The 25,980-nt window shown below is 50.4% G+C and carries 19 protein-coding genes and 1 tRNA gene; 6 read left to right on the top strand and 14 right to left on the bottom strand.

What is annotated here, in order from left to right:
• Positions 1 to 5 precede the first annotated feature (5 nt).
• The 3 genes from rlmB to CWI70_RS00300 all read right to left on the bottom strand — a co-directional run bounded on the left by rlmB (position 6) and on the right by CWI70_RS00300 (position 3,352).
• Positions 6 to 749, bottom strand: a complete 744-nt coding sequence (gene rlmB, locus CWI70_RS00310) for a 23S rRNA (guanosine(2251)-2'-O)-methyltransferase RlmB (RefSeq protein WP_126769521.1) — start codon at positions 747 to 749, stop codon at positions 6 to 8.
• A 15-nt stretch (positions 750 to 764) separates the two neighbouring features.
• The gene (gene rnr, locus CWI70_RS00305; protein ID WP_309137183.1) at positions 765 to 3,140 is read right to left on the bottom strand and encodes a ribonuclease R; all 2,376 of its coding nucleotides are present in this window, start codon (positions 3,138 to 3,140) and stop codon (positions 765 to 767) included.
• A 125-nt stretch (positions 3,141 to 3,265) separates the two neighbouring features.
• A tRNA-Leu gene (locus CWI70_RS00300) sits at positions 3,266 to 3,352 on the bottom strand.
• A gap of 197 nt (positions 3,353 to 3,549) precedes the next feature.
• Between CWI70_RS00300 and CWI70_RS00295 the strand changes: the two genes are divergently transcribed.
• A complete protein-coding gene (locus CWI70_RS00295; protein ID WP_126769520.1) occupies positions 3,550 to 4,077 on the top strand; it encodes an RDD family protein in 528 nt (175 codons plus the stop codon).
• A 33-nt stretch (positions 4,078 to 4,110) separates the two neighbouring features.
• On the opposite strand, the gene lptG is transcribed toward CWI70_RS00295, so the two are convergent.
• Both lptG and lptF read right to left on the bottom strand, forming a co-directional pair.
• Positions 4,111 to 5,181: an LPS export ABC transporter permease LptG gene (gene lptG / locus CWI70_RS00290; RefSeq protein WP_126769519.1), complete on the bottom strand. Its 1,071-nt coding sequence runs from the start codon at positions 5,179 to 5,181 to the stop codon at positions 4,111 to 4,113.
• 1 nt (position 5,182) lies between these two features.
• Complete coding sequence (lptF, locus tag CWI70_RS00285) at positions 5,183 to 6,286, bottom strand: LPS export ABC transporter permease LptF (RefSeq protein WP_198677624.1); 1,104 nt, start codon at positions 6,284 to 6,286, stop codon at positions 5,183 to 5,185.
• A gap of 123 nt (positions 6,287 to 6,409) precedes the next feature.
• On the opposite strand from lptF, the gene pepA reads away from it, so the two are divergent.
• Genes pepA through CWI70_RS00270 form a run of 3 tightly spaced genes read left to right on the top strand, consistent with a single transcriptional unit; the run spans position 6,410 to position 11,242 of the window.
• Positions 6,410 to 7,915 carry a leucyl aminopeptidase gene (gene pepA / locus CWI70_RS00280; RefSeq protein ID WP_126769518.1) on the top strand — a complete coding sequence of 502 codons (1,506 nt, stop codon included), beginning with the start codon at positions 6,410 to 6,412 and terminating at the stop codon, positions 7,913 to 7,915.
• 1 nt (position 7,916) lies between these two features.
• The gene (locus tag CWI70_RS00275; protein ID WP_126769517.1) at positions 7,917 to 8,372 is read left to right on the top strand and encodes a DNA polymerase III subunit chi; all 456 of its coding nucleotides are present in this window, start codon (positions 7,917 to 7,919) and stop codon (positions 8,370 to 8,372) included.
• Between the two features lie 17 nt (positions 8,373 to 8,389).
• Positions 8,390 to 11,242 (top strand): valine--tRNA ligase, encoded by a 2,853-nt coding sequence (locus CWI70_RS00270; protein ID WP_126769516.1) that lies wholly within the window; start codon positions 8,390 to 8,392, stop codon positions 11,240 to 11,242.
• Between the two features lie 30 nt (positions 11,243 to 11,272).
• Here CWI70_RS00270 and CWI70_RS00265 read toward each other — a convergent pair whose 3' ends face one another.
• The 7 genes from CWI70_RS00265 to CWI70_RS00235 all read right to left on the bottom strand — a co-directional run bounded on the left by CWI70_RS00265 (position 11,273) and on the right by CWI70_RS00235 (position 19,109).
• On the bottom strand, positions 11,273 to 12,634 hold the full coding sequence (locus tag CWI70_RS00265; RefSeq protein WP_126769515.1) for a GntP family permease: 1,362 nt from the start codon (positions 12,632 to 12,634) through the stop codon (positions 11,273 to 11,275).
• Between the two features lie 45 nt (positions 12,635 to 12,679).
• Entirely contained in the window at positions 12,680 to 13,042 is a 363-nt protein-coding gene (gene rraB, locus CWI70_RS00260; protein WP_126769513.1) for a ribonuclease E inhibitor RraB, read from the bottom strand.
• A complete protein-coding gene (locus tag CWI70_RS00255) occupies positions 13,032 to 13,781 on the bottom strand; it encodes a 1-acylglycerol-3-phosphate O-acyltransferase (protein WP_126769511.1) in 750 nt (249 codons plus the stop codon). Before CWI70_RS00255 ends, rraB begins: the two co-directional genes overlap by 11 nt.
• 61 nt (positions 13,782 to 13,842) lie before the next feature.
• Positions 13,843 to 16,083 (bottom strand): DNA topoisomerase IV subunit A, encoded by a 2,241-nt coding sequence (gene parC / locus CWI70_RS00250; protein ID WP_126769509.1) that lies wholly within the window; start codon positions 16,081 to 16,083, stop codon positions 13,843 to 13,845.
• A gap of 14 nt (positions 16,084 to 16,097) precedes the next feature.
• Positions 16,098 to 17,990 carry a DNA topoisomerase IV subunit B gene (parE, locus tag CWI70_RS00245; RefSeq protein WP_126769507.1) on the bottom strand — a complete coding sequence of 631 codons (1,893 nt, stop codon included), beginning with the start codon at positions 17,988 to 17,990 and terminating at the stop codon, positions 16,098 to 16,100.
• 76 nt (positions 17,991 to 18,066) lie between these two features.
• Positions 18,067 to 18,507, bottom strand: a complete 441-nt coding sequence (locus tag CWI70_RS00240) for a DUF1249 domain-containing protein (RefSeq protein WP_126769505.1) — start codon at positions 18,505 to 18,507, stop codon at positions 18,067 to 18,069.
• Positions 18,504 to 19,109, bottom strand: coding sequence for an NUDIX domain-containing protein (locus CWI70_RS00235; RefSeq protein ID WP_126769503.1), 606 nt, complete (start codon positions 19,107 to 19,109; stop codon positions 18,504 to 18,506). The genes CWI70_RS00240 and CWI70_RS00235 overlap by 4 nt, the downstream gene beginning before the upstream one ends.
• Before the next feature lie 222 nt (positions 19,110 to 19,331).
• On the opposite strand from CWI70_RS00235, the gene tolC reads away from it, so the two are divergent.
• Entirely contained in the window at positions 19,332 to 20,690 is a 1,359-nt protein-coding gene (gene tolC / locus CWI70_RS00230) for an outer membrane channel protein TolC (protein WP_126769501.1), read from the top strand.
• Positions 20,683 to 21,615 carry an LpxL/LpxP family Kdo(2)-lipid IV(A) lauroyl/palmitoleoyl acyltransferase gene (gene lpxL, locus CWI70_RS00225; RefSeq protein WP_126772579.1) on the top strand — a complete coding sequence of 311 codons (933 nt, stop codon included), beginning with the start codon at positions 20,683 to 20,685 and terminating at the stop codon, positions 21,613 to 21,615. The genes tolC and lpxL overlap by 8 nt, the downstream gene beginning before the upstream one ends.
• On the opposite strand, the gene glnE is transcribed toward lpxL, so the two are convergent.
• Both glnE and CWI70_RS00215 read right to left on the bottom strand, forming a co-directional pair.
• Positions 21,612 to 24,434 carry a bifunctional [glutamate--ammonia ligase]-adenylyl-L-tyrosine phosphorylase/[glutamate--ammonia-ligase] adenylyltransferase gene (gene glnE, locus CWI70_RS00220; RefSeq protein ID WP_241967792.1) on the bottom strand — a complete coding sequence of 941 codons (2,823 nt, stop codon included), beginning with the start codon at positions 24,432 to 24,434 and terminating at the stop codon, positions 21,612 to 21,614. The two genes, lpxL and glnE, sit on opposite strands and share 4 nt — an antisense overlap.
• Positions 24,422 to 25,912 carry a CYTH domain-containing protein gene (locus tag CWI70_RS00215; RefSeq protein ID WP_126769499.1) on the bottom strand — a complete coding sequence of 497 codons (1,491 nt, stop codon included), beginning with the start codon at positions 25,910 to 25,912 and terminating at the stop codon, positions 24,422 to 24,424. Before CWI70_RS00215 ends, glnE begins: the two co-directional genes overlap by 13 nt.
• Positions 25,913 to 25,980 lie beyond the last annotated feature (68 nt).

Below are 25,980 nucleotides of genomic sequence, written 5' to 3'. Positions count from 1 at the left end.
CGGGGTTAGCCTTGTCGTTGCCGTACGGCTTCAAATAAACACACGCCCGTTGCGACCGAAACGTTAAGGCTTGAAACCGTGCCCAACAATGGAATTTTAATCAGCTCATCACAGGTTTCTCGGGTCAAACGACGCATGCCGTCGCCTTCTGCGCCCATCACTAAAGCGGTCGGGCCCTTTAGGTCAACGGCATAGACGGACTGCTCTGCTTCACCGGCGGTCCCCATCACCCAAACCTGCAGTTCTTGTAATTGCTTTAACGCCCGCGCCAAATTAGTAACTTGCACCAACGGCATCGTTTCAGCTGCACCACACGCGACTTTGCGTACGGTTGGATTAAGTGATGCTGATTTATCCTTAGGCACAATAACGGCGGTCACGCCAGCGGCGTCAGCGGTCCGTAAACAAGCTCCGAGGTTATGCGGGTCGGTGACACCATCAAGCACTAAAAACAATGGAGCTGTGCCGCTGTTTTGCACTAGATCCGGCAGGTCATTATCGCTGAGCAAAGGCGCTTCAAGCGCGACCACAACCACACCTTGATGGTTGCCGCCCTCAGCTTTCTTTTCCAAGGTTTGTTTCGGCACAAACTGCGGTCGAATACCTAGTTTTTGCGCACTCTGAATAAGTGACTGTAAAGCCTTATCTTGGCGCTCGCGCAAGGCAAACATTTCCACCACTCGTTCAGGGTGACGTTCGACCAAGGCGCGGACGGAGTGCAAACCAAATACTGCTACTTTCTTGCTCATGCTAGGCGTAATTCCTTACTGTTTTTTCTTAGAGCGCTGTTTTTTCGCTTTGCGCTGTTGTTCAACTTTGGCGCGCTTGGCTTTGATTTTTCCGGCCTTTTCACGTTTTTGTTGGCGCTTACTTTTCGGTGCGGACTTTTTCTCGGTCCGGCGCTCGCTGCGATTTTCTTCACCTGGCATACGGTCTTTGCCGGTCGGGCTTTCCGCTGCCAATAGCGCTAAATCTATTTTGCGTTCATCAAGATTCACGCTACGTACTTTAATACGTACTTTATCGCCAAGGCGATAAACACGGCGGCTATTCTCACCGATCAATAGATGACGCTCATTATCGAAGTGATAATAATCGTTATCTAAATTAGATACGTGCACCAAACCGTCGATATGCAAGTCATCCAAACGGATAAACAAGCCAAAGTTGGTGACCGAGGCAATGACTCCAGTGAATTCTTCACCCACGTGATCTTGCATGTACTCACACTTGAGCCACTCATCCACTTGGCGCGTTGCGTCATCGGCTCGGCGCTCAGTCATGGAACAGTGCTCCCCGAGCTCATCAAGCTGCTCATCAGGATACATCCAAGCACCTTCAAGCGCCTGATTTGGTCCTTGCTGCTTTTTCAACAGTGCTTTAATCGCACGGTGCAATACTAAATCAGGGTAGCGTCGAATCGGCGAAGTAAAGTGCGAGTATTCATCCAGCGCCAAACCAAAGTGCCCAGCGTTATCAGGGCTATAGACCGCTTGCTGCATCGAGCGCAACAACATGGTTTGAATCAACTCAGCATCCGGACGTTCACGTACCTGCGCCAAAACCTCTGAGTAGTCACTGGTACTCGGGTCATCACCGCCTTTCATGGTTAAACCTAGTTCGGCAAGAAAACCGCGGAAACTGGTCAAACGCTCGGCTGAAGGCGGCTCATGCACACGGAACAAGGCGCCCGCCTCTTCATGCTTCTCAATTAAGCGGGCGGTCGCCACGTTGGCCATGATCATGCATTCTTCAATGATGGTGTGGGCGACATTACGACGCACCGGCTCAATGCTCTCAATTTTGCGCTGCGCATTAAAAATAAAACGCGTTTCTAAGGTTTCAAACTCAATGGCTGAGCGACCTTGGCGCGCTTTTTTTAGCACTTTAAACAACGAATGCAAGTTCTCGATTGGCGTCAACACGGCTTGGTATTCTTGACGTAGCTTTGGGTCACCGTCGAGAATTGACGCCACCTTGGTATACGTCATCCGCGCATGCGACTTCATCACCGCAGGGTAAAACGTCGAGTCGACAAGTTTGCCGCGATTAGAAATCTTCATTTCGGCAACCATGCACAAACGATCGACGTCAGGATTCAGCGAGCAAAGGCCGTTGGATAATTTTTCCGGCAGCATCGGCACGACAAAATTCGGGAAATACACTGAATTCCCGCGCTCTAATGCATCTTTATCCAGCGCCGTATTCGGTCGTACGTAATAACTCACGTCAGCAATAGCGACCCACAAGCGCCAGCCGTCGCCCTCAGGTTCAGCATAAACGGCATCATCAAAGTCACGTGAATCCTCACCATCGATGGTAATGAGCGGCAGTTCACGCAAATCCTTGCGGTCTTTGTAAGCTTCTTGTGGGACTTCTTCAGCTAATTTCTCGACGTACTCAAGTGTCGCAGCGCTCCACTCCGTCGGAATATCGTGCTCACGAATGGCAATTTCGATTTCCATTCCTGGTGCCATATGGTCACCAAGAATTTCTGTTACTTCGCCCACTGGCGAGGTACGACGATTTGGTCGACGGGTGATTTTCGCCACCACAATCTGACCATGTCGGGCACCATTGCGGGCTTCATCTGGAATCAAAATATCTTGGTTCAAGCGGCTATCATCTGGCACGACAATGCCAAGATCGTGATCAATAAAGAAGCGTCCAACCACGCTCATCTCGCGTGATTCAATCACGCGTACAATGCGCCCTTCGCGGCGTCCTTTCGGATCTTTGCCCTGCTCTTGCACTAGCACGATGTCGCCATGCAATACGCTGTACATTTGCTTGGGTGGAATAAAGAGGTCATCGCCGCCATCGTCGGGGCGACAAAAGCCGAAGCCATCGCGGTGGCCGATAATGCGTCCCTTAATAAGGTTCATGCGGGTCGGCAGACCATAGGCATTGGCTTTGGTGTAAATGAGCTGGCCATCGCGCTCCATGGCGCGCAGTCGGCGCTTGACGCCAATATGTTGACGCTCATCAGTGAGCTGAAAGCGCTCTAAAATTTCATCGAAAGTAATTGGCTTCAAGCGTGCTTCAACGGCAGCTAAAAGCTCGTCCCGTGATGGGATTTCAACCTCATATTCAGGTTGTTGTTTGTTTTCTTCGGTCATAATACCTCGGGGTAAACTCACGCGAATTCGTGTGTTTCCAATTGCCCTAAGCATAACAGAGAACATGATAAAACACCGCATTCTTCTTGCTTAAAAGTTAAGCAGATTAATGAGTTGAGTACGGGTGAGGTGCTTCTTAATACAGATGGTGCCGAAGGGGGGACTTGAACCCCCACGCTGTTACCAGCGGCGGATTTTGAATCCGCTGCGTCTACCAATTCCGCCACTTCGGCATTGAAGATTTGACTTGAACGTCGGTAGTGCGAGGCATTATACGCAAGGGATTTTTCCGATCAAGCAAATTATGACAGTTTTCGTTTGTTCGGCTATTTCGTGAGCAACTCGCACTTTTTCTGCGCCTTTCTTGCTTCTCCGCGGCGACTTAATGATAATCTGCACTCGCCCAAAATGATCCACAACCGAGGTTCTTATGACTGCAGGACGGTCCGAAATAAACCCAGCACAAAAACTCCATGCATCATTTCCGAGCGCCGGTTTTTTCCGTCGTTTAGCAGCTTGGGTTTATGACCTACTGGTTGCCGTCGCCATCGTCATGTTAGCTTCTGGGTTGGCGTTAGGCTTTGCCGCGGCGCTTACCGCAATGGGCTGGGTTACCCTGCCTGAAGACATGGATCATGCGGCTTGGCTCAACAGTTCACCGTTGTATGGTTTGTACTTGCTCACCGTGCTCGGCCTATTTTTCGGTTGGTTTTGGTACCGCAGCGGCCAGACCCTTGGCATGCGCGCATGGCGTTTGAAGATCCAACAACGCAACGGCGCGCGCATTACTAAAAAGCAAACCATTGTGCGTTTGCTTACCTGTGGATTCGGACTCGGGAACTTATGGGTTTTAGTCGATTTTAAAAACCGTCGCGCATGGCACGACTACGCCGCAGGAACTGAAATGGTCACCCTGTCCAAAGAAGCAAACCAACTCTACTATTGGAAAGAGCTTTAAAGCGTCTATTTTCGCAGCATCACTTACGTTGCATTACTTACGTTGCATCAAATAAAGCGCGGCGCCAGCAAATAACAAGCTAGGCAATAATGCGCCAAGGATCGGCGGCAAACTGTAAACCTGTGCCAAGGGGCCAAAAATTTCATTACTGACGTGGAACCCAAAGCCGGTAATCACCCCGAGCAAAATGCGGGCGCCCATGGTTTGCGAACGCAACGGACCAAAAATGAAACTTAACGCCACCAATAGCATTACGGCAACGGTAATTGGTGCAAACAATTTCCGCCACAGGGCAAGTTGGTAGCGTTCGGTGGCCTGCTGGTTAGCACGTAAGTACTCTAAGTAATCCACCAGCCCAGAAATCGATAGCGCTTCAGGCTTTACCGTAACTACACCAAGCTTGTCGGGTGTGAGTGATGACTGCCATACCCAGCGAGGGCGCTCCTCGCGAACGATCCGTTCAACACTATGTTCGGTGATTTCAACATTGGTCAGGAGCCACTGTCCGTTTTGGTAGGTTGCGGTTTGCCCTTGCACCACGGACTCAAGTTCACGCTGATCGTTGAAGCGATAGACGGTGAGATCACGTAGCCGCCCAGTGTCTTCAACTTCGCTGATATTCACAAAGTGCGTACCATCTTTGGCCCACACCCCTTGCTGCGCCGAGATTAAACTACCGCCGGAAATCGCTGAGGCGCGTAGCTCGCGGCCTTGCGCTTCAAGTTGTGGCGCAACCCACTCACCCATCGCCATCACTGCAAGCATCATCACGATCGCCGCTTTCATTACTGAACCGACGATATTAAGGCGCGAACGCCCAGCCGCAAGCATCACCACGAGTTCAGAATTACTGGCCAGCATGCCCATGCCGATCAAACCACCAAGCAACGCCGCCATCGGGAAAAACACTTCGATATCGCGCGGCAAACTATACAAAACAAATAAGCCTGCTTCGGCAACTGAGTAAGTACCTTTACCCACTGATTTCAATTGCTCAACAAAACGGATCAGTCCAGATAGCCCACTCAAAACTGCGAGGCTTAGCAGCGAAGTAGTAAGGACCGTGCGTGCGATGTATTTATCGAGAATACTAAACTGCAACATGCTACGACCTCCGCAATTGCGCTAACACACGCAACCCGAACGGACGACCTTTGCCGACCAAAATAATGCCAAACAGCAGCAGGAGCACATGAATCCACCACAACCCAATGGGAGCCGGGATCACTCCATCAGCCACCGCTGACCGCGCCGCCATAAGCAAGAGAAAATAACCAAGGTAAATCAACAGTGCAGGCGCCATTCGTGCGAATTTTCCTTGACGCGGATTAACCCGACTTAGCGGCACCGCAATCAATGTTAGTAACGGCATTGCCAACGGAATTGCGACGCGCCACTGCCATTCTGCAGCGGCCTCTGGATGGTCTTCCGCCCATAACTCTGTGGTGCCATAAGCTTCCAGCTTACGACTGTATTCGGTCGCCTCTTGTTCCTTAATCTGCAATTGGTAACTCGCAAATTCCATAACTTGATAGTCGCCTTCACCGGTATTGCGCGCATAGCGCGTACCGTCATTCAGCACCAACTGCTGTGAACCGCTATCGTTAGCGATAACAGTACCGGTATCGGCCATGACGACACTACCGCCAATGATGCGCTCGTTTTCATCGCGCAGTGATTGAGCCACGAAGACTTCATCGAGATCGCCAGACTCGGTTAAACCTTTTACGAAAATAACCGCTTTCTGGTTACTCGCTTGCTGGAAGCGCCCAGGCATGATCACCGACAAACCAGTGTCACTCCGCGCCCGCTCTTCAACTTGGCGCTCTTGCTCCAATGACCAAGGCACCAGCCACAGAGTTAATGTCGCGGTTACAATTGCTAAAATGGTCGCCAGTACCAAGGTAACCCGCGTCACATACCACTCACTCACCCCGCAGGCATGCAACACGGTCATCTCGTTGTCGGCATAGATGCGACCATGGGCCAACAAGATGCCGAGGAACAAGCTTAAGGGAAGGATTAATGCAGCAAGCGCAGGTAGGTTTAATCCGAGTAACTTAATCACTAAATCGCCAGGGATTTCGCCCGCAGAGGCGTCTGCCAGCACGCGAACGAATTTTTGGCTGACAAAAATGGTCATCAACACCGCTAAAACGGCGATTTGAGATTTGAAGGTTTCTCGCATTAAATAGCGGAATATACGCACTAGTGACCACTCTTAACGTTGCTTTTTGCTGGAAAAAACGCAATTTTTCAGTAAACTTGTCATTTTGACAAGAATTATTCTACGGCAGCCCTACCCTGTCAACCGCCGAAAACGGGAGTCATTATGGAGTTTAGCGTTAAAAGTGGCAGTCCAGAAAAACAACGTTCCGCCTGCATTGTCGTGGGCGTGTTTGAACCACGCCGCCTGTCAGGCGTTGCCGAACAGCTTGACCAAGTCAGTGATGGTTACCTCAGCGGCTTACTCCGCCGTGGTGACCTTGAAGGTAAAGCTGGGCAAATGTTGTTACTGCATCATGTGCCAAACATTCTCAGTGAACGCGTACTCTTAGTCGGTTGCGGTAAAGAACGTGAACTTGATGAACGTCAGTATAAACAAATTATCGAAAAAACCATCCACACTTTGAACGAAACCGGTTCAATGGAAGCAGTTTGCTTCTTAAGTGAACTGCACGTTAAAGGCCGCGATACGTATTGGAAGGTACGCCAAGCCGTCGAAGCTGCGCAAGCGGGTTTATATACCTTTAACCAATTGAAAACCCGTAAAGAAGAGCCACGTCGGCCGCTACGCAAGCTGGTTTTTAATGTGCCAACCCGCCGCGAGTTGCCAATTGGCGAACGAGCGATCCAACACGGTCTAGCCATCAGTAAAGGCGTGAATATTTGTCGCGATGTTGCCAACATGCCGCCGAACATTTGCACGCCACGCTATTTAGCCGAGCAGTCCCAAGCGTTAGCCGACAACTACGAGAATGTGACCTTTACCGCCGTTGATGAGAAGCAAATGGCTGAGCTCGGTATGAATGCTTATCTTGCCGTCGGCCGTGGCTCTGAACACGAGTCGGTATTATCGCTGATCCATTATCAAGGTGCGGATGCCGACACGCCACCTATCGTGCTAGTTGGTAAAGGTTTGACCTTTGACGCCGGTGGTATCTCGATTAAACCAGCGGCCAACATGGACGAAATGAAATATGACATGGGAGGCGCCGCTTCTGTACTTGGCGCCATGCAAGCCTTGGCTGAATTGCAGCTGCCCATTAATGTGATCGGTGCGATTGCCGGTTGCGAAAATATGCCTGACGGTAAGGCTTATCGCCCTGGCGACGTGCTCACCACCATGAGTGGTCAAACTGTGGAAGTTCTCAACACCGACGCAGAGGGGCGCTTAGTCCTATGTGACACGCTCACCTACATTGAGCGTTTTGCGCCGGAGGCCGTTGTCGATGTAGCGACGCTCACCGGTGCTTGTATTGTCGCCCTTGGTCACCACGCAAGTGGTCTCATGAGTACACATAACCCGCTGGCGCATGAACTGCTCAATGCCTCAGAACAAAGCGGTGATCGTGCTTGGCGCTTACCCTTATGGGATGAGTACCAAGAAGCCCTCGACAGCCCCTTTGCCGATATGCAAAATCTCGGTGGTCGTGACGCAGGAACGATTACCGCAGCCTGCTTCTTGTCGCGATTTACCAAGAAGTACCACTGGGCGCACTTGGACATTGCCGGCACTGCATGGCGCAGTGGTGCGAAAAAAGGCGCTACCGGTCGTCCTGTCCCTATGCTGACGCAGTTCTTATTGAACCGCGCTGACCACGGACAGCACGATTAATATGGTGCACGGGATATTTTACGTCCTCGATGGACTCGACGATGCACAACAGCTTTCGCTGTTCTGCCAAGTGGTTGCCGAACGTTGGCGGGAACTTGGCAGCGTGCGCGTTTGGTGCCGTGACCAAAAACATGCCGAAGCGCTGGATGAAGCGCTCTGGCAGCAGCCTGCAGATGCCTTTGTCCCACATAATCTGGTGGGCGAAGGGCCGAGCCAAGGCGCTCCGGTTGAAATCTGCTGGCCTGAAGCACCCGTTGGTCCGCGGCGGTGCAAAGTGGTGATAAACTTTATGCCAACTGCTCCGCAATTCGCCGGTGCCCAACTGGTGCTTGATCAAGTTCCTAGCAACCCCGAGGCACGCCAAGCTGCGCGCGAGCGTTTCAAATGGTATCGCCAACAAGGGGTGCAACTCAGTACCGTTAACGCTACTGAGTTAACTCAAATTACAGCAAATTAAAGTCGTGAAGGTTTCGCATGGATAAAACGTATTCGCCCAATGCTATCGAGCAAGCGCTCTACCAAAAATGGGAGCAGGCAGGTTATTTCAAACCCTCCGGCCAAGGCAGCAGCTACTGCATTATGATTCCGCCACCTAATGTCACGGGTAGTCTACACATGGGGCATGCTTTTCAGCACACCATCATGGATACCCTGACCCGTTACAAGCGCATGGATGGCTACAATGCGCTATGGCAAGTGGGCTCGGACCATGCCGGTATTGCCACGCAAATGGTGGTTGAGCGCCAACTCGCTGCTCAAGGGCAAACCCGCACGGAATTAGGTCGTGACAAGTTCATTGAGAAGATTTGGGACTGGAAAGCACATTCCGGCGGTACCATCACCCAACAAATGCGCCGTCTCGGCGACTCCGTCGATTGGGACCGTGAGCGCTTCACCATGGACGAAGGCTTATCCAACGCCGTCAAAGAAGTGTTTGTGCGTCTACACAAAGAAAACCTGATTTACCGCGGTAAGCGTCTCGTTAATTGGGATCCGAAACTACAGACTGCGATCTCAGACCTCGAAGTTGAGAACAAAGAGCAGCAAGGCCACATCTGGCACTTGCGTTATCCGTTGGCTGACGGTGCTCAAACTGCTGACGGCAAAGACTACTTGGTAGTTGCAACCACGCGCCCGGAGACCATGCTCGGAGACGTTTGTGTCGCGGTACACCCTGATGATGAACGCTACCAAGCATTGGTCGGTAAATGTATTGAACTGCCACTCGTAAACCGCCGCATTCCAATTATTGCCGACAGCTACGTCGACCAAGAATTTGGTACCGGCTGTGTCAAAATCACCCCGGCGCATGACTTCAACGATTACGACATTGGTAAACGTAATCAAATGGCAATGATTGCCGTACTTGATGACCACGCTAACGTGCGTGAGCGCGCCGGTTTGTATACTGCAACGGGTGAAGCCATTGATAACATCGGTGACTTTGATGGCATGCTGCCAGAAGCCTATCGCGGCCTTGAGCGCTTCGAAGCTCGCAAACAGGTCGTAGCTGACTTTGAGGCGTTAGGTTTACTCGACAAAGTCGAAAAACACACCAACAAAGTTCCCTACGGTGATCGCGGTGGCGTGCCGATTGAACCGCACTTGACCGACCAATGGTACGTGCGCGTCGCACCGCTGGCTGAAGTCGCGACCAAGGCCGTGGAAGACGGTGAAATCGAATTCGTGCCGAAGCAGTATGAAAACATGTACTTCGCGTGGATGCGTGACATTCAAGATTGGTGTATTTCACGCCAGTTGTGGTGGGGCCACCGTATTCCGGCATGGTACGACAACGACGGTAACGTCTACGTGGGGCGTGACGAAGCCGAAGTGCGTCGTGACAACAACCTAGCCGACGATGTCGTATTGCAACAAGACGACGACGTACTTGATACCTGGTTCTCATCAGCACTATGGACCTTCTCGACTTTAGGTTGGCCAGAAAACACAGATGATTTGAAGACCTTCCACCCGACCGACGTGTTGGTGACGGGCTTCGATATTATTTTCTTCTGGGTCGCACGTATGATCATGATGACCATGCACTTCTTGAAAGACGAAAACGGCAAGCCTCAAGTTCCGTTTAAGACCGTTTATGTGACCGGTTTGATTCGTGACGAAGAAGGTCAGAAAATGTCGAAGTCGAAAGGTAACGTACTCGACCCGCTCGACATGATTGATGGCATCGATCTGGAAACCTTGGTCCAGAAACGCACTGCCAACATGATGCAGCCGCAGCTTGAAGCGAAAATCAAGAAACGCACCGAAAAGCAGTTCCCTGAGGGGATCACTGCCCACGGTACCGACGCACTGCGCTTTACTCTAGCTGCACTTGCTTCGACTGGTCGTGATATCAACTGGGACATGAAACGCCTCGAAGGCTACCGCAATTTCTGTAATAAACTTTGGAATGCCAGTCGCTATGTGTTGATGAACACTGAAGAGCATGACTGTGGCGTTAACGGCGGTGAGCTACAACTGTCGTTAGCCGATCAGTGGATTGTTGAGTGCTTTAATGACACGGTAAAACAATTCCGTCATGCGTTAGATAACTACCGTTTTGACCAAGCAGCAGCGATTGCTTATGAGTTCACCTGGAACCAATTCTGTGACTGGTATCTTGAGCTAACCAAGCCGATTCTGTTCAACGGCAGCGAAGCTCAGCTACGCGGCACTCGCCATACGTTGGTAACCGTGCTTGAACAACTGCTGCGCTTGTTGCACCCATTGCTGCCATTTATTACCGAAGAAATTTGGCAGCGTGTTGCGCCATTGGCTGGCGTGCAGGGCGAGACGATTATGTTGCAAGCCTACCCGCAAGCGCAGCAAGAACGCTTTGCCACCGCGCGTGATGACATGGAATGGCTTAAGCAAGTGATTGTTGCCGTGCGCAACATTCGTGGCGAAATGAATCTTTCGCCGAATAAGCCGTTGCCAATTTTGATTGCCAACGCCGATGATAAAGCTCAGCAACGCCTACAGGAAAACCAAAGTTTCTTGGCAGCATTGGCGAAGCTCGAATCTATCGACTTTTTAGCGTCCAGCGAGGAAGCACCAGCAAGTGCGACTGCCTTAGTCGGCCGCATGGAAGTGCATATTCCTATGGCGGGACTTATCGATACTGCGGCAGAACTTGCGCGCCTTGATAAAGCCATCGAAAAAGCAGAGAAAGAAGTTGCCATGTTTGCCCGTAAGCTCGGCAACGAAAACTTTGTTAGTAAAGCGCCAGCCGAAGTCATTGCAAAAGAACGCGAGAAGCTTGCTGACGCTGAAGAAACCTTGCAACAGTTACAACAGCAGCGTACGAAAATCGCCGCTCTGTAAGCTATTGAGAGACCACAGCACTACTTTTTGCTAAGCGAAAAGTAGTGCTGTTACTACCGCCACCAAGGCAGCCAACATTGGGATTGCCACAGTCACCACAAATATATCCTTGTAAGCCTCTTTATGGCTTAATCCCATCAGCGTAAACAAGGCAATGACCGCCCCTGAATGCGGTAACGAGTCCAAGCCACCTGCGGCTAGGTTCGCAATACGATGTAAAACTTCAGCACTAACCCCAGCGTCTAAATAGGCGGGTGCCAAACTCGACATAAAGATCTGCAATCCTCCGGATGCTGATGCGGTAACGCCCGAAATCAAGTTCGCCGAGACGAAAACAGACAATAAAGCAGGCATATCAAGGCCGAGTAACCATTGGGCAAAGGCATGAAAACCTTCAGTTTGAATGACCACCCCGCCAAACCCAATCACAGCGGCAGTATTGATGAGGGGGAGCATGGCATCGTCCACTCCACGCCCAGCAGCTGCGACAAATTGTTGCCGTACAGGCGCAAACAGTACAAAGCAAAGTAAGCTCCCCAAAATTAAGGCGAAACTCGCCCATAGCACCGGTTGGCTATTAGCAAAAGTCAGCCAATCTGCGCTCACACCGGCCATCGCCAGTAGTCGTGGGACGAGAATAGTGATAAGCACCATCAGGATCGGCAATAGCGAGCGTACTAACCCTGGCAATTCGGCATCTTGTGCAGGAGCCAGGGCTGCCATTTGTTGATCTTTGTCATTGGCGACATAGTGCTCACCTTGAGCTAACGCACGTCGCCATTGCCACTGCAGGTACCACATCCCGATACCGGCCATTATGAATCCGGCTAACAGTCCATACCAACCGCCAGCAAAAAGATCGGTCCCCAAGCCTCGCGCCGCAATCACATTATGAATCGATGGCGTACCGGGTAAAGCGGTCATGGTAAAGGTTCCTGCGCCTAACGCGATTGCCGCAGCATAAAGGCGTCGCGGAATATTCGCACTCCGCATAAGACTCACGCCAATCGGATACATGGTAAACATCACCACAAAGACAATAACACCGCCGTAGGTGAGCACCGCACAAACCAACATAGCAATCCATAACGCGCGTTGCTGCCCTAGCCGCGCGGTTATCCCCATAGCAACACCCTGTGCGGCATGGCTGGCCGCCATAATGCGACCAAACAAACCACCACATAAAAAGAGCAATAAAAAATTGCCAGCGAAACTAAAGGCCCCAGAGGCACCGAATGGAAAATGTTTAAGAAAGACATCAGCGAGCGCAATGTTATTGCTCAAGCCAATCACTAAAATAGAGAGGAGTACGGCGAGTAGGATATTGACGCCGCGCAGCGCCAGTAAAATAAGTAAAGCGAGTCCAGCAATGAGCCCTAGATCTGCGAGCATGAGCGCCCCCTGTTTTGGTTTTAATAAGGGGGCTTGATGAACGCGTTATTCTTCTTCGTCGGCATCACCAAAAAACGTGCCCCAGCCATCGTAATCGACGCCGGCAAGATCTGCTATTTTGGCTACTTCTTGGATTTGCTGGCGTAAAACTTCATTGTCTAGTTTTACCTCACAGACCGCTGCAAAAGCAAACAAACGACTGCCATCATCGAGCTCAAATTCATCAGCATCATCAACGTGATAGCCAACTTTTACCAGTTCAACGGCGGCTTTTTCGAGTTTGGTGAAGTCGGTACCAACCAAATGATGCTCAATCGTGAAGAGGTCTTCGCGCTGAGCACCATCTTCAAGCAACGCCGCGACGGTCTCGTCACTCTGTGCGAGTAATGCTTGTATGTCATTTGCCATGGCTAGACGCTCCTTTAGGCGAAGTGGTCGCCAACTCATGATCGAGTTCGCTGATTTTGTTTTGCATCAATTGGTGACAATGAGCACTCAAAGCGCGTACCGAATCTGCCCCGAATTCACTCGTTTGAATCGGTGGCAACATTTCGATAATCAGCTTGCCATTGTTCCAGCGATTAAGTTTAATGCGACCGTGCAAGTTAGACACACAAATAGGTACCACGTCCGCTTGTGCTTGCACCGCTGTACGAAAGGCTCCAGTCTTAAAAGGTAATAAGCCACGTCCGTAGCTGCGCGTTCCCTCTGGGAACAACAACACCGAAATCTTTCGTTCCTTGATCGCTTCTGCAGCTTGTTCAATCGTACCGCGGGCACGTCCACTATTTTTGCGATCAATGAGAATGTTTCCCGAAAGCCAATACAACTGACCAAAGAACGGGATCCACTTTAAGCTTTTCTTACCGATACTTACCGTACGTGGAGGCATTGCTCGGCTAAGGGTGAAAATGTCATAGGTATTTTGATGATTAGCGATATAGACATAAGGACCACCATCATAGAGGCCCTCAGGTACACGAATCTCTAATTCCACACCAAGCAACTTATGCATACGCCCATACCAATGGGCAAAAATTGGCGTATTGTTAGGGTGAAACGGGCGCACTAGGCAAAATAACAAGCCTAAAACACCACAAATCACGACAAAACAGCCCAATAAAATCAATCGTACTACTGCGAGCATGCCATCTCCTCGTATTTTACTGCGCGCTAGTATACCTGTTTCCGCAGCAAAATACGTCCGATCAGTCTTGGCTCTCGACATCGATTGCGTCAACCCGTTGCAAGCCTCGTGGTAATTTGTTGCCACGACGGCCACGTTCACCACGATAATGCTCTAAATCAGCGGGCTTAAGTGTCAGCTTGCGCTTACCGGCGAGCAAGGTAATCGCAGCATCATTCGGTACCACCGATGTCGCGACCACATATTCTTCACGCGATTGCGCACGCAACGCCGGAATGCTAATCATCTTATTGCCCTTACCTTTCGCTAGTTCAGGTAAATCGGCGACAGGGAAGATCAGCATGCGCCCTTCATTTGACACCACCACCAACAAGTCGTCATCGCGATTATTCACGCGTTGGGGCGGCAGGATTTTCGCGCCCGTAGGTAAATTCAAAATCGCTTTACCATTCTTATTGCGGCTCACTAAATCGCTAAACTGACAGACAAAACCGTAGCCAGCATCAGAAGCCAGCAAGTAACGCTGATCATCTTTCGCCATCATCACTTGTTCAACGGTTTCACCAGCAACCATGCTAAAGCGGCCGGTCAGTGGCTCGCCTTGGGTCCGTGCGGAAGGTAATAGGTGTGCCTCACAGGCAAAGCTACGCCCTGAACTATCGAGGAACACAACCTGTTGGTTGCTCTTGCCCTGCGCACTTGAAAGGTAGCTATCGCCAGATTTATAGGCCAAACTCGAACCGTCGATATCATGACCTTTCGCAGCACGTACCCAACCTTTTTTGGACAGTACCACAGTGACCGCCTCGGCAGGCGTTAAGTCGCGTTCACTTAAAGCCTTAGCCTCTTCACGCTCAACCAAAGGTGAACGGCGGTCGTCACCATATTTCTCTGCATCCGCAAGGATTTCTTTGCGAATAAGCGTCTTCAAACGGCGATCGGAGCTAAGTAACAACTCAAGCTGTTCGCGTTCTTTTTCCAACTCATCTTGCTCGCCTTTCAGCTTCATTTCTTCAAGCTTGGCCAAATGGCGTAATTTCAACTCCAAAATAGCTTCAGCTTGCGTTTCCGTCAGCGAAAAGCGTTTCATTAATTCAGCTTTGGGCTCATCTTCATAGCGAATAATAGCGATCACTTCGTCGATATTAAGATACGCTATCAATAGGCCTTCCAAGATATGTAAACGCGCCAAAACTTTATCTAAGCGATGCTGCAGCCGACGAGTAACAGTGGTTTGGCGGAAGGTTAACCACTCTTTAAGTACCGTTAGTATCGGTTTTACCTGTGGTCGTCCATCAAGCCCCAGCATATTCAGGTTTACGCGGTACTGTTTTTCTAAGTCAGTGGTGGCAAACAAATGCTGCATCATTTGCTCCACATCTACCCGGTTTGAGCGCGGCACAATCACTAAACGCGTTGGGTTTTCATGGTCAGACTCATCGCGCAAATCTGCCACCATAGGAAGCTTTTTCGCCTGCATTTGTCCGGCGATTTGCTCTAAGACTTTAGCGCCCGAAGCTTGATGTGGGAGAGCATAAACAACGACTTCGCCATCTTCTAAGTGATACTTAGCACGCATACGAATACTGCCGCGGCCGCTCTCGTAGAGCTTCACAATTTCATCTTGCGGGGTGATAATTTCAGCATCTGTTGGGTAGTCAGGACCTCGTAAGTGCTCCATGACTTCTGCTAAATCTGCGCTTGGCTTTTCCAGCAACAATGCACAAGCATGGGCCACTTCTCGTGCGTTGTGCGGAGGAATGTCGGTCGCCATACCAACCGCAATGCCCGTTACCCCATTGAGCAAAATATGCGGTAAACGCGCCGGCAACATGCGCGGCTCTTTCATTGTGCCATCAAAATTTGGCACCCAGTCCACGGTCCCCTGCCCAAGCTCGCTTAGTAGCAACTCGCTAAAACGCGAGAGTTTCGCTTCGGTATAACGCATTGCCGCAAAGGATTTGGGATCATCTTGAGAGCCCCAGTTCCCTTGGCCATCAACCAATGGGTAGCGATACGAAAACGGCTGCGCCATCAGTACCATGGCTTCATAACAAGCACTATCGCCGTGCGGATGGAATTTACCCAACACGTCACCCACGGTACGGGCTGACTTTTTATATTTCGCGAGAGCTGATAAACCTAACTCTGACATCGCATAGATGATGCGCCGTTGCACCGGCTTAAGGCCATCACCGATATGCGGCAACGCACGATCCATGATCACGTACATGGAATAATTTAGGTAGGCGTCCTCGGTAAAGCGGCGTAGTGGAATTTGTTCAACAGTATCCATCGACATTCTTCTTATACTCCTTACAGCTCAGCCAAATCGACCAGGTTGCCTTTGCTTTCGAGCCATTCACGGCGGTCGCCTGCACGTTTCTTCGCCAGCAGCATATCCATTAATTCTTCCGTTGCCGTAGGTTCGTCAACGGTCAGCTGCACCAAACGTCGGGTGTTGGGATCCATCGTAGTTTCACGCAATTGCAATGGATTCATTTCACCAAGCCCCTTAAAGCGTTGTACATTGACCTTACCTTTGCGCTTCTCGGCATCAATACGATCTAAAATGCCCTGCTTTTCGTCTTCATCGAGTGCGTAAAACACTTCCTTACCCACGTCGACACGATACAGCGGTGGCATCGCCACATACACATGACCATGATCAACAAGTGCGCGGAAATGACGTACAAACAGAGCACACAGCAACGTTGCGATATGGAGTCCATCGGAGTCCGCATCGGCCAATATGCAAATCTTGCCGTAGCGTAATTTTTCAAGGTCGTCGGAGTCAGGGTCGACCCCTAAAGCTACGGAAATATCATGAATTTCTTGTGAACCGAGAATTTGGTCAGACTCCACTTCCCAGGTATTCAGAATCTTCCCTCGCAACGGCATCACCGCCTGGAAGTCACGATCGCGAGCTTGCTTGGCGGAACCACCTGCCGAGTCACCCTCGACCAAAAACAATTCACCGCGCGCTGGGTCTTGGGTCGCACAGTCAGTGAGCTTACCCGGCAACGGTGGCCCTTGGGTCACTTTCTTGCGCACTACCTTCTTACTTGCACGCATCCGTCGTTGTGCATTATTAATACACAGTTCAGCAAGTTGTTCTGCCTGTTCGGTGTGCTCGTTCAACCACAAGCTAAAGGCATCTTTCACTACCCCGGAAACGAAAGCAGCGCATTGCCGCGAGGACAACCGTTCTTTGGTTTGCCCAGCGAACTGAGGGTCCTGCATTTTTACCGAAAGAATATAGGTGCAACGCTCCCAAATATCTTCCGGCGTTAGCCGCACACCACGCGGCAACAAATTGCGAAACTCACAAAATTCGCGCATGGCCTCGAGCAGGCCTTGGCGCAAACCATTCACGTGAGTCCCACCTTGCGGCGTAGGAATAAGGTTAACGTAACTTTCAGCGACACCTTCACCACCTTCCGGCAGCCAAGTAACCGCCCAATCCACAGCCTCTTCGTTGCCACTAAAGCTGCCAATAAAAGGCTCTTCGGGCAGTGTCGGTAACTCTTGTACAGCTTCGACAAGATAATCGCGAAGACCGTCCTCGTACTGCCAAGTGTGTTCGCTATTATCGACAAGGTTCTTAAAAGTGATTTTTAGCCCCGGGCAAAGCACTGCTTTGGCCCGCAGCAAATGCGTCATTTTGAGTACCGAAAACTTCGGCGAATCAAAGTACTTCGGGTCGGGCCAGAAACGTAAAACCGTCCCCGTATTGCGTTTACCGACTGTTCCAGTAACCGTCAACTCTGAGACTTTATCGCCGTTTTCGAAGGCCATTTCGTAGACTTGTCCGTCGCGCTTCACCAATACATCGACACGGGTCGAAAGCGCATTAACGACCGAAATACCTACCCCGTGCAAACCACCAGAAAAGTTGTAGCTCTTATTCGAGAACTTACCGCCAGCATGGAGTTTGGTCATGATCAGCTCAACCCCCGGCAGCCCTTCTTCAGGATGCACGTCAACGGGCATGCCGCGCCCATCATCTTGCACTTCAAGGGACTGATCTGGGTATAGCGTGACGATGAGTTCGCGCGCGTGACCTGCTAAAGCCTCATCGACACTGTTATCGATGACTTCTTGGCCTAAGTGGTTCGGGCGTGTGGTGTCGGTATACATTCCCGGGCGGCGACGCACCGGTTCAAGTCCGTTGAGGACCTCTATCGCATCTGCTTTGTAATCTGACATGCGCTCTTCTTTTCGGTGACAAGAATTGTAGTTATAGGATGCTCATATACTGTTACAGGATGAGCGGAAACTCAAGCTAGTATTCTGTGGCGAGACCTTGTTTTCGGATAAGCTCAAGCCACTCTTGTAAAAAGCGGTTCACCTGAAATTTTTCGTTGCTGTGATGCATTGCGGGATTCGGCTGCTCATAGCTCGGTTGTAGGCGCGAAACATTCTGACTACGCATGACTTCTGCCAACTGCGCATCATGGTACAAACGCACTTCAAGCTCCGTTTCAACGAGGCCTGGTAACCGCTTCTGCAGCGCATGCTGCTGAATCCGAATATCTGTTGTGTAGGGCGCACGCTGCAGCACTTTCACACGAAAGTGTAAATGAGTTCCTACCTTTATAAGCTGTTCTCGGCCCTGCTTAAGCTGCGCCACGAGTTTCGTTAGCGCAGCATAGTTGACCGCCGCCAGCCGTTGCAGGGCTGCCAGGTCAAATTGATAGCGTTGGCGTTTCACGTCTCGAGTCATGACTTACGTATTTGCTCCAAATGTAATTGCAACCATTGTAGTCCAATCACGCTGGCAGCGTTGTTAATTTTTCCTTGTTCGAGCAGGTTCATGACTTCACTGCGCGGCAGTACATGTACCTTGATGTCCTCATTTTCTGTTGGCAAACCACCATGCTCCACGGCCTTGGTACTGTCGACCTCGGCAATGTAAATCGAGATTTTCTCGGTGCATCCCCCAGGGGTCGATAAATAAGTCAACGCATAGTGCAAGTCGTCGGATTGCAACCCCGCCTCTTCTTCAAGCTCCCGTTTGGCAACACTTAAGGCGCTTTCTTCGGGCTTGTCGATCATACCGGCGACAAACTCAAGCAACCAAGGCGAGTCTTGTTGTTGGAGCGCACCAATGCGAAATTGTTCCAAAACCACCAGTTGGTCGCGCGCTACATCATAAGGGATCACCATCACCGCATGCCCTCGCTCCATCACCTCACGCTCAAACTCCGGCGACCAGCCACCGGCAAACAAACGGTGTTTTAAGCGATACTTATAAAGGCTTAAAAAGCCCTCACGAACAGTGGTTTTTTCAATAATTTGATAATCTTCATGATTAAATTTTTGCACTGTAAACCTTTTCTCTCTTTCTAACGTCTATTAGTTTTTACTAAATTAACCACACTACAATCTCATAATTGGTTACATTTAGACCTAAGTTGTTGCAACTCAACACATGAATCCCGCTGGCAATCGGAGTATGCTAGTATTCATTCAAATGTGTATGTAAAATACCGAAAAAGTTTAGCAACGGTCATCTGAGCCAGACGAACCTCCAGGATTACGGAACTCATGAAAAAAACGATTCTTTCAGCAGTTATCGGACTTACTTTTGCAGCAAGCAGCTCGGCAGCATTCGCTGACGACCTTGCCGAAATTTTCCAATTAGCGTTGCAAAATGACCCTACGCTCAAGCAAGCGCAAGCGCAACGTGATGCGGCGAAAAAAGGCGTTGATATCGCTCAAGCCGATTGGTGGCCGCAACTTGGCTTTGAAGCAGGTTATTCGCGTAGTCAGCGTGAAACACTAGACTTCGATAACACCGGCAACACTTTTATGTACGACATCACAACCACCGGTTGGGATGCTGGCATAAGCCTTAGTCAGACTCTGTTTAGCAAAAGCGTTTGGGAACAAACCCAGATAGCTGAAAAGCAAGCTTATCAAGCTGAAGTTAATTATTTGAGCGAGCGCCAGCAATTGATGATTCGCGTCGTCAACGCCTATTTCAGTGTGCTGGAGCGAATGGATGATCTCGAATTTGCACAGGCGGAAAAACGTGCGATTGAGCGCCAACTTGAGCAAACCAAACAACGCTTTTCTGTAGGCCTTACGGCGATCACCGATGTCCACGAAGCTCAGGCGCAGTTTGATAACGCGGTGGCCCGCGAGATCCAAGCGAAGAATGCTGTCGAAATCGCACAAGAAAGCCTACGTGAAATCACTGGTCGCTATCACGAAGACCTCGCCGAGCTTGATACCGATAATTTTTCACCATCATCGCCTAATCCAGAGAAAGCCGATGCATGGGTAACCACGGCTGAAGACAAAAACCTGCAATTATTAGTTCAACGCGTTGCGGTTGAAATTTCCGAACAACAAATCGATCTTGCCCAGGCCGGTCACTATCCTCGTGTGGGTTTGCAAGCTAGTTATGGTACCTCTGACGCTGAACAAGAAGTTCAAGGCCAAACCAACGATAGCCCGCGTATGGATAGCTCGTCTATTGGCGTCACTTTGAATGTGCCGATCTTCAGTGGCTTCCGTACCTCAGCACAAGCTGACCAAGCACGGTCAAACTACGTGGCCAGCAGTCAACAACTTGAATTCACTCGTCGAGGCGTTGAGCGCGAAGTTCGCAACGCCTACTACGATGTGGTTGCAGCAGTAGCGACTATTAAAGCACTCGAGCAGGCCGTGGTTTCTGCGGAAAGCGCCTTAAATGCTACGCAAACAGGCTTTGAAGTCGGTACACGTACTATCGTTGACGTGTTAGATAGCACACGCAACCTGTTCAATGCCCGCCGTAATCTCTCGACTGCGCGTTATAATTACATCCGACAATCACTGACACTGCAGCAAGCTTCAGGTAAGATTAGTGAACAAGATCTGATGGCCATTAACGCAAGTCTCATTAATGAAAATAATTGAAAAACCAAAATTTGAAGCACGGTTTTTACTTCCTAAGTATTGGCTGACCTGGTTAGGGGTCAGCCTTCTTTATTTTATCTCTTGGTTACCTTACAAATGGCAGCTCGCCCTAGGGCGTGGGCTGGGTAAACTTTTTTACAAGTTTGTGCCCAAACGCGCCGAAGTTGCACGACGTAATCTTGAACTTTGTTTTCCTGACAAATCCGCCGACGAAATCGAAGCGCTGGTTCGTGAGAACATGCAAAACACGGGGATCGCCTTCTTCGAGACAGGGATGGCTTGGTGGTGGCCAGATTGGCGCATTCGCCGCAAACTTCATGTGCACGGTGTTGAGCATTTACATGCACCGCTCAATGAAGGTAAAGGCGTACTGTTGCTACTTTTTCACTTTCTCAGCCTGGAAGTGCATGCTCGTCTGCACGGCTTTGTGAAACCAGCCGTAGGACTATATCGCCCCCACAACAACGCCGTCATGGAATACTTGCAAACCCGCGGCCGCGGGCGTTCAAATAAATACATGATTCCACGCAACGACGTCCGCAGCATGAAGCAAGCCATCCAAGATGGGGAAATTGCAGGTTATTTACCTGACCAAGATTATGGTCGTCGTCGGACTTTATTTGCGCCCTTTTTTGCCGTTTCAGAAACCAGTACGACAACCGGTACGCTGCTCTTTGCGAATAGCAAAAAATGCGCGGTATTACCCACCACCTGCTTTCGCCGCAGTGATGGCACTGGCTACGACGTAACCTTCTATCCCGAGTTCGAGAACTTTCCGACGGGTGATGATTTGGCCGACGTTACCCGCGTCAATAAAATGGTTGAATATGCCATTATGCAGCGCCCAGAGCAGTATTTGTGGGTGCACCGACGGTTCAAAACACGGCCAAATGAAGATGATCCAAGTCTTTATCAGCGGAGTTAATGGAGTACCTCGGCAAACCACTCTTGCCAAGCTTTGGCAACTACGGAACGCTCATCTGCGAAAGGTTGGTGGGTGAGCGAACCGCGATCGTCCAGCGCCAACTGATGTAACCATTCGCGTTCACGAATATAAATCTCGGTTAACTGCTGCGCTTGTGCTGCAGGCATCACCTCTAGTTGCCCCGCTTGTTCTAAAATTCTAACGTTGTCGGTATAAGTCGTCAGTGCAGGATGCTCTGTGCTGAAACGTAAAACCAAATACTGCACAAGAAATTCGATATCGGTAATGCCGCCCACGCCTTGCTTCAGATCAAAGCTATGCTGCTCACTACGCTGTTCTTTGTGACTACGCATTTTTTCTCTCATTTCAACAACTTGCATGGCGAGTTCGGTGACATTTCGCGACTGCCGCAGTTGCGCTTGGCGCAGTTGCTGGAACGCCGCGCAAAGTTCTTGGTCGCCAAATACCGGTCGCGCACGAACGAGCGCTTGCAACTCCCAGGTCCAAGCGTCCTCTTGGAGGTAACTGGCATAAGTTGATAAACGCGTCACCAACAGCCCAGCTTTACCGGATGGACGTAGCCGCATATCGACTTCGTAGAGCGTTCCAATAACGGTACGCGTCGTGAATAAATGCAGTATGCGCTGCGCTAAACGCAGATAAAATTGTTGTACTTCAAGGGGCTTGGCGCCGTCGGTTTCGCCTTGGTAATCGCTGTCGGTGATAAAGACCAGATCGAGATCAGAACTGTAGCTTAATTCCAGTCCGCCGAGCTTGCCATAAGCCACAACTGCAAAGCCCATGCGCGACGGTGAACAACCAGGTGGACAGCCATGCCGCGCCGTAAGCTGTTGCCACGCCAAGTGCACTACCGCACCAATAATAGCCTCGGCGAGGTAGCTCAAATGATCACTTACCTTCATCAATGGCAATGCACCGCTAATATCGGCCGCAGCAATTTTCAATTGGCACGATTGCCGCGCTTGCCGCAGTGCATTCATTTGTGCTTCAAGATCATCTTCTTGTTCAGGAATACGCAACAGGTATTCATCGATAATCGCACGATAATCGGTAAGTTCTGGCAGCTCATACAAATGCTGCGGATCAATGAGTTCATCCAGCAAAATGGGAAAATTGGCTAAATGCTGCGCAATCCACGAGCTCGCTCGGCAAAGTTTGACCAGCTGCTCACGTGCACCAAGGTTCTCAACCAGTAACTCAACATACGCCGTACGGCTCATAATCCGCCGTAACAAGGTAAACACGCGTTCGAGAACCACCTCGGCATCAGCAAGCTGAAGGCAACGTTGCACCAACACCGGTACCAATTTTGCCATGGCCTTGCGCCCACGAGGACCACTGCCACGCTTACGTACCTCAAGGCGCAACTCATTCACATGTTGCCAAATCAGTTGCGCGCGCTGCTTATCAAGCCCGTAATCATGTAACACATCAAGCGCAGTGCTGTCTTCGACCATATCTTGCCAAAGTAACTGTAAGGCGCCAGCGTCTTCATCATCGCTGTCATTGTCACCAATGACATTCTGGAAGTGTTGATGAACACGCGCCATTGCTTGTTGAATATCATTTACCAAGGCTTGCCATGTTTGCCCAAAAACCGCAGCCAGCGCCGCTTGTCGTGCGTGATCGTCAGGCAGTGTCTGTGTTTGTTCATCGTTGTACTCTTGCAGCGCATGCTCAACGCGACGCAGAAATTCATAGCTCGCCAGCAACTCCCGTACAGCTGCGGCGGGAAGTAACTCTTGCTCGGCAATCACCTGATAGGCTTGATACAGTGACTGCGTCTGTAATTGTCTTTGCTGGCCGCCGCGAATAAGTTGAAACGTTTGCGCAATGAATTCCACCTCGCGGATACCACCCGGGCCCAGTTTAATATTGTTCTGTACCCCTTGGCGCTTGGTTTCTTGGCTAATCAACGTTTTCATCTTGCGCAGTGCGTCGATTGCCGAAAAATCAATATAACGCCGATAAACAAACGGACGCAGCAAGTCTTTAAAGGCCTGTTCACTCGCTTTATCGGCACCAATCAGGCGTGCCTTCACCATCGCATAGCGCTCCCAATCACGACCTTGCTCTTGGTAGTAATACTCCAGCGCAGCGAGACTCGTAACCACAGGCCCCGACTGACCGAACGGACGTAAGCGCAAATCTACGCGGAAAACACGACCATCCGCAGTGAGCGCATCAAGCAAACTCATCATGCCTTGTACTAACTTGGTAAAAAACACATCGGTTTCAACCGGTTTTCGTGGATGATCGGTTTCACCGCGCTCGGGATAGCAGAAAATGAGGTCAATATCCGACGAGAAATTCAATTCCCGTCCACCGAGTTTGCCCATCCCTAATACCCACAGCGGCTGCGCTTTTCCGTCATTATCAAGCGGCGTACCGTAGCGCTCGGTAAAACGCGGATAAAGCCAATCACGAGCGGCAATAATGAAAGCATCTGCGGCAGCGCTTAAATGCTCAAGCATGTCACGCAATGGTAATTGCCCAGTCAAATCCGCTGCCGCTAATGCCGCAAACCATTGTTTGCGATGACGACGCAATACTCGCTGCGCAGTTGCTTCATCGCTTACCTCGGCAAGAGCTTGCTGTAACCGCGGCAAGTAGTCTGTCGGTGCAATGAGCTCAAGCGTTTCATCATCGGTCAGCGCAATGGTTATCGGTTCGTCCGCCCCACCCTCATGCGCCAATACATCCGCTATAAACGGACTTAGCTGAGCCAATTTTTCAAGTAACGGGGACGATAGCGTCATAACAATAGGTTCGCTCACTGCACGATTTAATTCAGCCAATAAGGCTCTTGTTTCAGAGCCGCCTTGCGCGAGTGCTCAAGCGCATAGAGCAACGTCTCTAGTTGTATGCCTTGCCAGTTTAACAAGCGTTCAGGTTGACTATCTTCATTGTCCTTGATGGCTTCACGTAACAGTTTGAGCGCCATGATCTCGCGAATTCCCCGCACCATGTCCTGCCATGGCGCACGAAAGAGCTCACGATCTTGCTCATCAAATAGGTAGCCAACGCAATAACCGAGTTGCAGCGAGCTCTGTAACAGTGGTAATTGCTTTAAATAATATTCCGGTTTTAATTCATCGTCTTTTGCAAACGCATCAATGACGCTTTGCCAGTCTTCGCGAAGACGCTGTGATGCCCATTGCCGCAGTGGTAACTGCGACACTTGCTCGTGACGTGGTTGCTGCTGGCACAAAGCGCCCAGCTCAAGCAAGGTCAGTTGATAATCGTCGCGAATACTTAAACTTTGGACCAGTTCTAACTGTACGGCATGTTCTTGCTGTTCAAGGATCGCTTCATAAAGCTTGGGATATTGCTTCAGTGCACGATGATAAGCGCCGTCCTCAGCTGTGAGCTCAGTCAAGCCATCGTAGCGACTTAACCAGCCCAAATGACCGAGCATTTGCTCAAGTCGTAAAATATGATCACTGACGTCGACTTCGAGGGTCGCTAACTGCTGCAGCACGACTTTACTCAGGCGGATGCCATCGGTGATTCCAGCAACGGCACGGACACTTGGCGCTTCGCCTAAACAAGCGTCATTGTGTTGCCAGTACTGCAAGGCATAGGTCAATGCCCGATAAAGGCCTGTGCCCACATCGTCATTTGCTTCTTGTGGAACAAAGTGTGCATGGGTAAAGGGTTCGAGTACGGTTTTGCCGGCCAATAGATAGCCACGTGCAGCTTTACTTAAACTCCCCATGCGGGCATTTAAACGCGTTACTAAACGGCGCGCGATCTTATAAGCATCGGCCAGGTTGCCTTGTTGCACTTCAATCTCGACCTCGGCAATCGGACGTTGCTCGGCACCAGCTTGGATCACACCTTCATCATAGACCAACTCAATACGGCCATCCCCACTGGGAATGTGCCAACGGTGTCGAGTAAAGTTGGTAGAAAAAATTTCTTCGAGCTCGCGATTGATATCGAACAAAGGAAAGTCGTCAGGCCAAATATCTTCTTCGAATAATGTTAGATCAGGCTTATCAGCGGTTATGACGGCATTGTATTCGGGACGACTGTGCATGCCGCCAAGGACTTTTCCGGCTAACTTAATCGTTTGTTCGCGCTCTTCGCCCTTTTGGCGAATACGCAGCCCCATATCGTGTTGCCGTAACCGCAAATCGGCAGTATCAAAGTAACGATTGCCCAGCTCAAAGGTGGCCTGCTCCGCATCTTTTGCGAAGCTTTGGCATAATTCCAGTATCTTTTCTTTGCTGGCACCGTCGACCAGTAATTTTAGTTCGATTTCTTGGCTCACACGCGCTCTCACGTCAACATTTTGATCCTGCTAAATACGGTACTCGTAGGCGCTGTGTGGGTCAACTT

Origin of the sequence: Pseudidiomarina homiensis (assembly GCF_003987225.1) — a bacterium.
Lineage (GTDB): Bacteria > Pseudomonadota > Gammaproteobacteria > Enterobacterales > Alteromonadaceae > Pseudidiomarina > Pseudidiomarina homiensis.
This window is presented reverse-complemented; position numbering and strand designations above follow the sequence as displayed.